The 8,279-nt window shown below is 64.9% G+C and carries 7 protein-coding genes and 1 pseudogene; 5 read left to right on the forward strand and 3 right to left on the reverse strand.

Annotation, left to right across the window (positions count from 1 at the left end; all coding sequences use genetic code 11):
• Window positions 1-20: 20 nt before the first annotated feature.
• The 3 genes and pseudogenes from IC50_RS19310 (at window position 21) to IC50_RS19320 (ending at window position 3,481) form a co-directional block, all read left to right on the forward strand.
• Window positions 21-662, forward strand: coding sequence for an HD domain-containing protein (locus tag IC50_RS19310; RefSeq protein ID WP_035708293.1), 642 nt, complete (start codon window positions 21-23; stop codon window positions 660-662).
• Window positions 663-730: 68 nt separating this feature from the next.
• A pseudogene (locus tag IC50_RS19315) lies at window positions 731-2,191 on the forward strand (catalase).
• A 150-nt stretch (window positions 2,192-2,341) separates the two neighbouring features.
• The gene (locus tag IC50_RS19320) at window positions 2,342-3,481 is read left to right on the forward strand and encodes an amidohydrolase/deacetylase family metallohydrolase (protein ID WP_035708295.1); all 1,140 of its coding nucleotides are present in this window, start codon (window positions 2,342-2,344) and stop codon (window positions 3,479-3,481) included.
• A 36-nt stretch (window positions 3,482-3,517) separates the two neighbouring features.
• On the opposite strand, the gene IC50_RS19325 is transcribed toward IC50_RS19320, so the two are convergent.
• Window positions 3,518-4,243, reverse strand: a complete 726-nt coding sequence (locus tag IC50_RS19325) for an alpha/beta fold hydrolase (protein WP_035708297.1) — start codon at window positions 4,241-4,243, stop codon at window positions 3,518-3,520.
• A 140-nt stretch (window positions 4,244-4,383) separates the two neighbouring features.
• Here IC50_RS19325 and IC50_RS19330 point away from each other — a divergent pair, with 140 nt between their 5' ends.
• On the forward strand, window positions 4,384-5,373 hold the full coding sequence (locus tag IC50_RS19330; RefSeq protein WP_035708299.1) for a helix-turn-helix domain-containing protein: 990 nt from the start codon (window positions 4,384-4,386) through the stop codon (window positions 5,371-5,373).
• Between the two features lie 9 nt (window positions 5,374-5,382).
• On the opposite strand, the gene IC50_RS19335 is transcribed toward IC50_RS19330, so the two are convergent.
• The gene (locus IC50_RS19335) at window positions 5,383-6,528 is read right to left on the reverse strand and encodes an acyl-CoA dehydrogenase family protein (protein ID WP_035708301.1); all 1,146 of its coding nucleotides are present in this window, start codon (window positions 6,526-6,528) and stop codon (window positions 5,383-5,385) included.
• 126 nt (window positions 6,529-6,654) lie between these two features.
• On the opposite strand from IC50_RS19335, the gene IC50_RS19340 reads away from it, so the two are divergent.
• Window positions 6,655-7,332 (forward strand): alpha/beta hydrolase family protein, encoded by a 678-nt coding sequence (locus IC50_RS19340; protein WP_035708303.1) that lies wholly within the window; start codon window positions 6,655-6,657, stop codon window positions 7,330-7,332.
• Window positions 7,333-7,335: 3 nt separating this feature from the next.
• On the opposite strand, the gene IC50_RS19345 is transcribed toward IC50_RS19340, so the two are convergent.
• The coding region (locus tag IC50_RS19345; RefSeq protein WP_035708305.1) for a ketopantoate reductase family protein at window positions 7,336-8,279 on the reverse strand (944 nt) is incomplete at its 5' end.

Here is an 8,279-nt window from a genome sequence, read left to right on the forward strand (position 1 = left end):
GAAATTTTCAGGAGAGCCTCATGCCACAGATTGCCAAAGCCGCCGCCATTCCCGACAGCAAGCTGGCGCGCGCCGTCACCGACTACATCCGTGACACCGAGACGGACCTGCTCTTCAACCATTCCAGCCGCGTCTATCATTTCGGCGCGCTGGCCGGCATTCGCCGCGGGCTGAAATTCGACCGCGAACTGCTTTATGCCGGCGCGATGTTCCACGACATCGGCCTGATGCCGGGTCATGGCAGCAAGCACGAGCGGTTCGAGGTGGACGGCGCGCACGCCGCTCGTGACTTCCTGCGCAGCCATGGCATCTCCGAAGCCGACGCCTACACGGTCTGGACCGCGATCGCGTTGCACACGACGCCGGGCGTGCCGCAGCACATGCATCCCGTTGTCGCTCTGGTGACCGCCGGCGTCGAGATGGACGTTCTCGGCCTCACCTACGAGGATTATCCCGACGAGGAACGCGAGGCGGTGGTGGAGGCGTTTCCGCGAACGCCGCACTTCAAGGAAGACATCATCCAGGCGTTCTACGACGGCATCAAGCACAGGCCGGATACCACCTTCGGCAACGTCAAGGCCGACGTCATTGCCGACAAGGAGCCGCATTTCCATCGCGGCAATTTCTGCAGCGTCATCCGCGGCTCGCATTGGCACGGCTGAGCCGGCGTTCGGCGCTGCCGCGCGGCCCTACCGCCTCTTTCTCCAAATCACCGATCGGGAATCATCACATGAGCGACAAGCCACCCCGTCTCACGCACGCGACCGGCGCTCCCGTCGGCGACAATCTGAACATCATGACCGCGGGGCGTCGCGGCCCCGCCCTTCTTCAGGACATCTGGCTGATCGAGAAGCTGGCTCATTTCGACCGCGAAGTGATCCCCGAGCGGCGGATGCATGCCAAGGGATAGGGTGCCTTCGGCACCTTCACCGTAACCCATGACATCACCCGCTACACCAAGGCGAAGATCTTCTCGAAAGTCGGCAAGCAGACGCCGATGTTCGCGCGGTTCTCGACCGTCGCCGGCGAGCGCGGCGCGGCCGACGCCGAGCGCGACATCCGTGGCTGTGCGCTGAAGTTCTACACCGAGGAAGGCAACTGGGACATGGTGGGCAACAACACCCCGGTGTTCTTCTTCCGCGATCCCCTGCGTTTCCCCGACCTCAATCACGCGATCAAGCGCGACCCGCGGACGGGAATGCGCAGCGCCGACAGCAATTGGGACTTCTGGACGCTGCTGCCGGAAGCGCGGCATCAGGTCACCATCGTCATGAGCGAGCGCGGCATTCCCAAGAGCTATCGTCACATGCATGGGTTCGGCAGCCATACCTACAGTTTCCTCAACGCTGCCAGTGAGCGGACCTGGGTGAAGTTTCACTTCCGCACGCAGCAGGGCATCGAGAACCTGACGGACACTGATGCCGAGGCGCTCGTCGGCAAGGACCGCGAGTCTCATCAGCGCGACCTGTTCGGGAGCATAGAGCGTGACGATTTTCCGCGCTGGACCATGTTCGTGCAGGTCATGACCGATGAAGAAGCCAAGGCGTTTCCGTTCAACCCGTTCGATCTGACCAAGGTCTGGCCCAAGGCGGACTTTCCGCTGATCGAGGTCGGCTGTTTCGAGCTGAACCGGAATCCGGAAAACGTCTTCGCTGAGGTCGAGCAGGCGTCCTTCTCGCCGGCCCATATCGTCCCCGGCATCGGCTTCTCGCCCGACAAGATGCTGCAGGCTCGTCTGTTCTCATATGGAGACGCGGCGCGCTATCGCCTCGGCGTCAACCATCATTTGATTCCGGTCAATGCCCCGAAATGTCCGTATCACAGCTATCATCGCGACGGCGCAATGCGGACCGACGGCAATCTGGGTGGGACGACGAGCTACTTCCCGAACAGTCACGGCGAATGGACCGATCAGCCCGACCTCAACGAGCCGCCGCTGGAGATTGAGGGCGCAGCCGCCCACTGGGATCATCGGGTAGACGACGACCACTATCAGCAGCCCGGAGACCTGTTCCGCAAGATGAACGCGGCGCAGCGGCAGGTCCTGTTCGACAATACGGCACGCGCCGTCGGCGGTGCCGCCGTCCACATCCAGGAGCGCCACATCGCGAACTGCACGAAGGCCGATCCGGCCTATGGCGCCGGTGTCCACAAAGCGCTGATGCGCCTTGCCACGGTTCGCTCCGAATAGGTGCATCGACGGCATGCCCGGGACTGCTGATTTGTCATGGGTCTTCGTCTCGGTTTGCCAAGGACTCCGGCGCAAAAATTGCTAGAAGTGTGGGGAGTCCTCCTCTCGGCTGACCAATAGGCCGCCTCACAGCTAGATCCGGAGACAACGATGGCTTTCGACTTGATCCTGCGCGGGGGGCGGGTGATCGACCCGTCCCAGAAGCTCGATGCCGTGACCGATGTCGCCTTTGCCGGCGGCAAGGTCGCTGCGATCGGCAGCGGGCTCAAGACGGATCCGGGCACCGAGGTGCGCGACGTCTCGCAGCTCATCGTGACGCCGGGGCTGATCGATCTCCACACCCATGTCTATTGGGGCGGCACCTCGCTCGGCATCGATGCCGAGGAATTCTGTCGTCTCTCCGGCGTGACCACGGCGGTCGATACCGGCAGCGCCGGGCCCGGCAATTTCGCCGGCTTCCGCAAGCATGTGATCGAGCCGAGCCAGGTTCGCATCCTCGCTTACCTGCACGTCTCGCATGCCGGCATCTTCGGCTTCTCGCACCGGATCATGGTCGGCGAAAGCGAGGAGCTGCGGCTGATGAATCCGGTCGACGCGGCGAAGGTCGCCGATGCCAATCGCGATCTCATCGTCGGCATCAAGGTGCGCGTGGGCTTGCATTCCTCGGGCACCTCCGGGGCCGTGCCGCTCGATATTGCGCTGGAGGTTGCGAACGAGGTCGGCATGCCACTGATGGCTCATATCGACCACCCGCCGCCGAGCTATGAGGAGGTGCTGGCCCGTCTGCGGCCCGGCGACGTGCTGACCCACGCGTTCCGTCCCTTCCCCAACACGCCGGCCACCGCGCAGGGCACGGTGAAGAGGGCGGTGCTGGATGCGCGCGAGCGCGGCGTGCTGTTCGACATCGGCCACGGCAAGGGCTCGTTCGCGTTCAAGACCGCGCGGGCGATGCTCGCCAACGGCTTCTATCCCGACACCATCTCCTCCGACATCCATCAGCTCTGCATCGACGGCCCGGCCTACGACCAGGTCACGACCATGTCGAAATTCCTGTGCATGGGCATGGAGCTGTCGGACGTGATCGCGGCCTCGACGGAGAACGCGGCGATGGCGCTGCGGCGCCCCGAGCTTGGCAGCCTCAAGCCGGGCAGCGTGGGCGACGCTACGCTGATCTCGATCAGGCAGGGCCAGTTCGACTATGAAGACGTCGTCGGCGAGCACCTGATCGGCGACCGCAAGATCGTCTCCGAAGGCGTCGTCATCGGCGGCCGCTGGTGGCATCCGAATTGAGCGGCACACGATCGAGAGCGTGCACAGGGCGCGCTGTCAGTCCCGTCCCGCCTCCATGATCGCATCGGCGAGCCGTGCCGGGTCGGTAAAGCAGAGTTCATGGCTTCCCGGCACCTGCACCAGGCGGAACAGGCCGAGCTTCTCCGACAGGCGCGGATGCCAGCCATGGCTGTGCGGCAGCGCGGTATCTTCGGTGCAGTTGATGTAGGATTTGGCCAGCGGCATCTCGGCGGGATTGGTCTTGAGCGCGATCTTGTCGGTGAAGGTCGCCAGCGGGTGCGGATTGAGGACGTCGTAGGCGCGCTGCGCCAGCTCGATATCGGCATCGTTGATGAACGCCTCGCGCCAGATCGGGAAGGGCAGCACCACGGAGCCGTCGCCGCGCTCGGCCGCGATGGCGTCGAACAGCCCGACATAGTGCGGCGGCACCATGTCGTTGAGGCATTCGCCGTTGTTGGGCACGAAGGCGTTCCAGTAGACTAGGCGGCGGATGCGCTCCGGCGCGAGGTCGGCGACACCGGTGATGACCATGCCGCCATAGGAATGGCCGAGCAGGATGACGTCCTTCAGATTTTTCTCGGCGAGGTAGTCGGCGATCGATTGGATCGCTTCCTTCAGCCCTGTGGTCTTGGCGTCGCCCGGACGGTTGCCCTTGATGGTGGGGGTATGAACCTGATGGCCGGCGGCGCGGATCGGCGCGGCGACAGGCTCGAACTCGGCTCCGGTGTGCCAGGCGCCGTGGACGAGAACGTAGGTCGACATGTTGTGGCTCCTCCCGAGGATGTGGTTAGATTGAGGCCGCGCCGCTTTGGGCGGTGCGGTGCTGCCGCGCCCCAATTGTGGACTGGCGACTGATTTGCCGCTTGGCTGGAAGTGAACCGGATTGGTCTCGGAGTGAACCGATGCAGCAGATCGAGCGCGCCATTCCGTCTCGCCAATCGGCCTGGAACACCGTGGGCGTGCGGCTGGACGAGCAATTCGCCTATTATCGCGAGGCGATCTGCCAAGCCTTCATGAATCTGACGCCGGAGCCGGCGGCCGCAGCCGGCTTTCCGGCCAGCGTCGAGCACATCCGCCTCGGCGATGCTGCGATCAACCGCGTCAGCTTTCCCGAACACGTGGTGCGGCGCTCTGCGCACGACATCGCGGCATCGGACCGCAGTTGCTTCTACCTCAACCTGAAGCTGGAGGGCCGCTGTCGCATCCAGCAAGATGATCGCGAGATCAGCCTTTCATCGGGACAGGTCGGCATCTTCGACAGTGATCGGCAGTTCGCGCTTCTGCACGACCGCGGACCACAGTTGCGCGTTGCCTCGTTCTGGGTGCCGGCAGAAGCCTTGCGCGAGCGCCTGCCGGCCTCCTTCGACGTCGGAGCAGCGCGCGTCTCCGACGATCCCTTCGTCGGCCATCTCATCGTGGAGACCACGCGCACGCTCAGCGACGGCGCGCTGCGCATGACCGAAGACGAGGGCATGCGGCTGTTCCGGGTTCTGATCGAACTGGTCGCTGTGAGCCTGTCGCGTCGCAGCCGGGCAGGCGCTGCGGAGTCCGAGAGTCTTGCCGACGCGACCACGCTGGCGCTGAAGCGTGCCATTCACCGGCGGCTCCGTGAGCCCGGCCTTGCGGTTGCCAACGTCGCCGACGCCGTGGGCATCAGCGAGCGCTACGTGCACAAACTGCTGGCGCGATCAGGCTCCAGCTTCACCGATTACGTCATCGAGCATCGGCTCGACGGCGCGGCCAGGGATCTCGGGGATCCCGCAATGGCAGACCGTGCGATCGGCGCCATCGCGTTCGACTGGGGCTTCTCGGACCTCTCCCACTTCACGCGGCGGTTCAAGCAGCGCTTCGGCTGCCGGCCGCGCGACTGGCGCGCGAAGGCGAGCAGCTGACGCTTGGGGCTACAGCGACCTCGCGATCAAGAGCTTCATGATCTCGTTGGTGCCGCCATAGATCTTCTGGATGCGGGAATCGATGAAGATGCGCGAGATCGGATATTCCTGCATGTAGCCGTAGCCGCCGAACAGCTGGAGGCATTCGTCGGCGGTCTCGACCTGCTTCTCCGAGCACCAGTATTTCGCCATCGACGCGGTGACGGTGTCGAGGTCCTTGGCGATCAGGCGCTCGATGCACCAGTCGACGAAGACGCGCGCGATCATCGCCTCGGTCTTGCGCTCGGCCAGCGTGAAGGCGGTGTTCTGGAAATCCATCAGCGGCTTGCCGAACGCCTTCCGCTCCTTGGTGTAATCGGTGGTGAGCTTGACCGCGCGCTCCATCGCGGCGACGGCCCCGACCGCAAGCGCAAGCCGCTCCTGCGGCAATTGCTGCATGAGCTGGACGAAACCCTGCCCTTCCTCCTTGCCGAGCAGGTTCTCCGGCGGCACCGTGACGTTGTCGAAGAACAATTCCGATGTGTCGGAGGCATGCAGGCCGATCTTGTCGAGGTTGCGCCCGCGCTTGTAGCCATCCGCGCCCGCAGTCTCGACCACGATCAGCGAAATGCCTTTCGCGCCGGCCTCGCCGGTGCGGGCGACCACGATGACGAGATCGGCGGCCTGGCCGTTGGTGATGAACGTCTTCTGGCCGTTGATGACGTAGGAATTGCCCTGCTTCTTCGCCGTGGTCTTGACGGCTTGCAGGTCCGAGCCGGTGCCGGGCTCGGTCATGGCGATGGCGCCGACCATCTCGCCGGACGCCATCTTCGGCAGCCAGCGCTTCTTCTGTTCCTCCGAGCCGTAGTTGAGGATGTAGTGCGCGACGATGGCGCTGTGCACGGAGACGCCGGTGGTCAGCTCCGGCACCGTGCTTTCGAGATCATCGAGCACCGCGGCGTCATAGGCGAAGGTGGCGCCCAGGCCGCCATATTCCTCCGGCACGCTCGCGAGCAGCGCACCCATCTCGCCGAGGCCGCGCCAGGCGAAACGGTCGACCATCTTCTGCTCGCGCCATTTTTCGGCGTGCGGCGACAGGTCCTTGGCAAGATATTTCCGGAACTGGTCGCGAAAGACGTCGAGCTCTTCGGTCATCCAGGAGGAGCGGTAGGACATGATTACCTCGGTTGGTGCGGCGTTCGGGCTTGGTAGGCCAGCCAGCGGCAGCAATTATTGTGTTTTCAGGCTGCGCCGGCGACGCTACCAAGGCGGCCGTAACAGCGTCTGTCGGGATGGCCGATTGTGGCGACCAAAACTCGAGAGCTCAAGCTCGACATCGAACGCAACGGCGCGGTCTCCGCGGTCCTGACGCAGCCGGCCCATGCGCGCGCCTGCTACGTCCTCGCGCACGGCGCCGGTGCGGATATGCGGCATTCCTTCATGGAAAAGGTCGCGGCGGGCCTCGCGGACCGCGGCATTGCGACGTTTCGCTTCAATTTTCCCTACATGGAAGAGAAGAAGGGGCGTCCCGACCAGCCCGCAGTCGCGCACGCCGCCATCCGAGCGGCGGTCGCGGACGCGGCGCGGCTCTGCCCCGGTCTCAAGCTGGTGGCGGGCGGAAAGTCGTTCGGCGGGCGCATGACCTCGCAGGCGCAGTCCAAGGCTGCATTGCCTGAGGTCAAAGGGCTCGCCTTCCTCGGCTTTCCCCTGCATGCCGACAAGAAGCCTTCATCCGAGCGCGCCGAGCACCTCGCTGGTGTCACCGTCCCCATGCTGTTCCTGCAAGGCACGCGCGATGGACTTGCCGATCTGAGCTACCTCGAGCCTGTCGTCGAGAAGCTCGGGTCGCGGGCGACGCTGCACCAGGTCGAAGGCGGGGATCACTCGTTTGCGGTGTTGAAGAAGTCGGGCCGGACGAATGACGAGGCGCTCGCTGAGGTACTCGATACGCTCGCGGCCTGGATCGACCAACTCTCCTGAAGCTCACGCGGAATAAAGCCCCTTGTCGCGCGCCTTCTGGATCGCGAGCGCGGCGATCAGGTCGAGCGTCGGCGTCGACAGGCCGGCGGCGCGCGCGAAGGCCTGGGGCGCCTTCACCAGAACGTCGATCTCCATGGCGCGACCGAGCTCATAGTCCTGGAGCAGCGACGGCTTGTGGTTGGGGGCGGGCCCGCTGCGGGTCACGCGCTTGACCTCGGGAATGAAGTGCTGGGCGATCTCGTTGGCTTCGTTCAGCATGCGCGGAATGACTTCGGTGAAGGCGGGATCGTCGCGCACGCCCCGCGCGGTCTGGCCGGTCAGCAGGCACAGCACCGACAGCGACATGTTGGTCAGCAGCTTTGACCAGATCGCTTCGCGGATCTCGGCCACCGGCGGGGATTCCAGCCGCGCGTCGTTGAAGATGCCCCGCAGCCTCGTGATGCGCTCGCAATTGCGGTCGTCGCATTCCCCGATCAGGAGGCGATTGCGGTCCGGCGTCAGGTTCTGCACCACGCCGGGCGCAGTGACCTCGTTGGAGGAGAAGACAACGCCGCCGATGATCCGCTCCTTCGGGATGCAGGCGCGCAGGCGTCCGCCGGGATCGAGGAAGGAAATGTCCGGCGGCGTCGGATGCCGCGGCGGCAGGCCGATGCCGTACCACCATGGAATGCCGTTCTGCGCGAACACGATCGCGGTGTCGTCCAGGAGCAGCGGCTTGATGCTGCCGACCAGCCCCTGAAGCGCCGTGGCCTTCAGCGTCGAGATCACGACATCCTGGGGGCCGAGCTGGGCCGGATCACCTGATGCGTTCACCTTGGCGCCGACCTCGGAATCGCCGACGCGCAGCTTGAGACCATTGGCGCGAACCGCCTCCAGATGCGCCCCCCGCATCACGCAACTGACCTCGTGGCCGGCGCGCGCCAGCCGTACCGCAATGTGGCTGGCGG

Origin of the sequence: Bradyrhizobium genomosp. I (2014) (genome assembly GCF_000261685.1) — a bacterium.
In the GTDB taxonomy this organism is placed as follows: Bacteria; Pseudomonadota; Alphaproteobacteria; order Rhizobiales; family Xanthobacteraceae; genus Bradyrhizobium.

Coding starts and splice junctions, on each gene's coding strand:
- IC50_RS19310 (WP_035708293.1), top strand. CDS start 21: ATGCCACAGATTGCCAAAGCCGCCGCCATTCCCGACAGCAAGCTGGCG.
- IC50_RS19320 (WP_035708295.1), top strand. CDS start 2,342: ATGGCTTTCGACTTGATCCTGCGCGGGGGGCGGGTGATCGACCCGTCC.
- IC50_RS19325 (WP_035708297.1), bottom strand. CDS start 4,243: ATGTCGACCTACGTTCTCGTCCACGGCGCCTGGCACACCGGAGCCGAG.
- IC50_RS19330 (WP_035708299.1), top strand. CDS start 4,384: ATGCAGCAGATCGAGCGCGCCATTCCGTCTCGCCAATCGGCCTGGAAC.
- IC50_RS19335 (WP_035708301.1), bottom strand. CDS start 6,528: ATGTCCTACCGCTCCTCCTGGATGACCGAAGAGCTCGACGTCTTTCGC.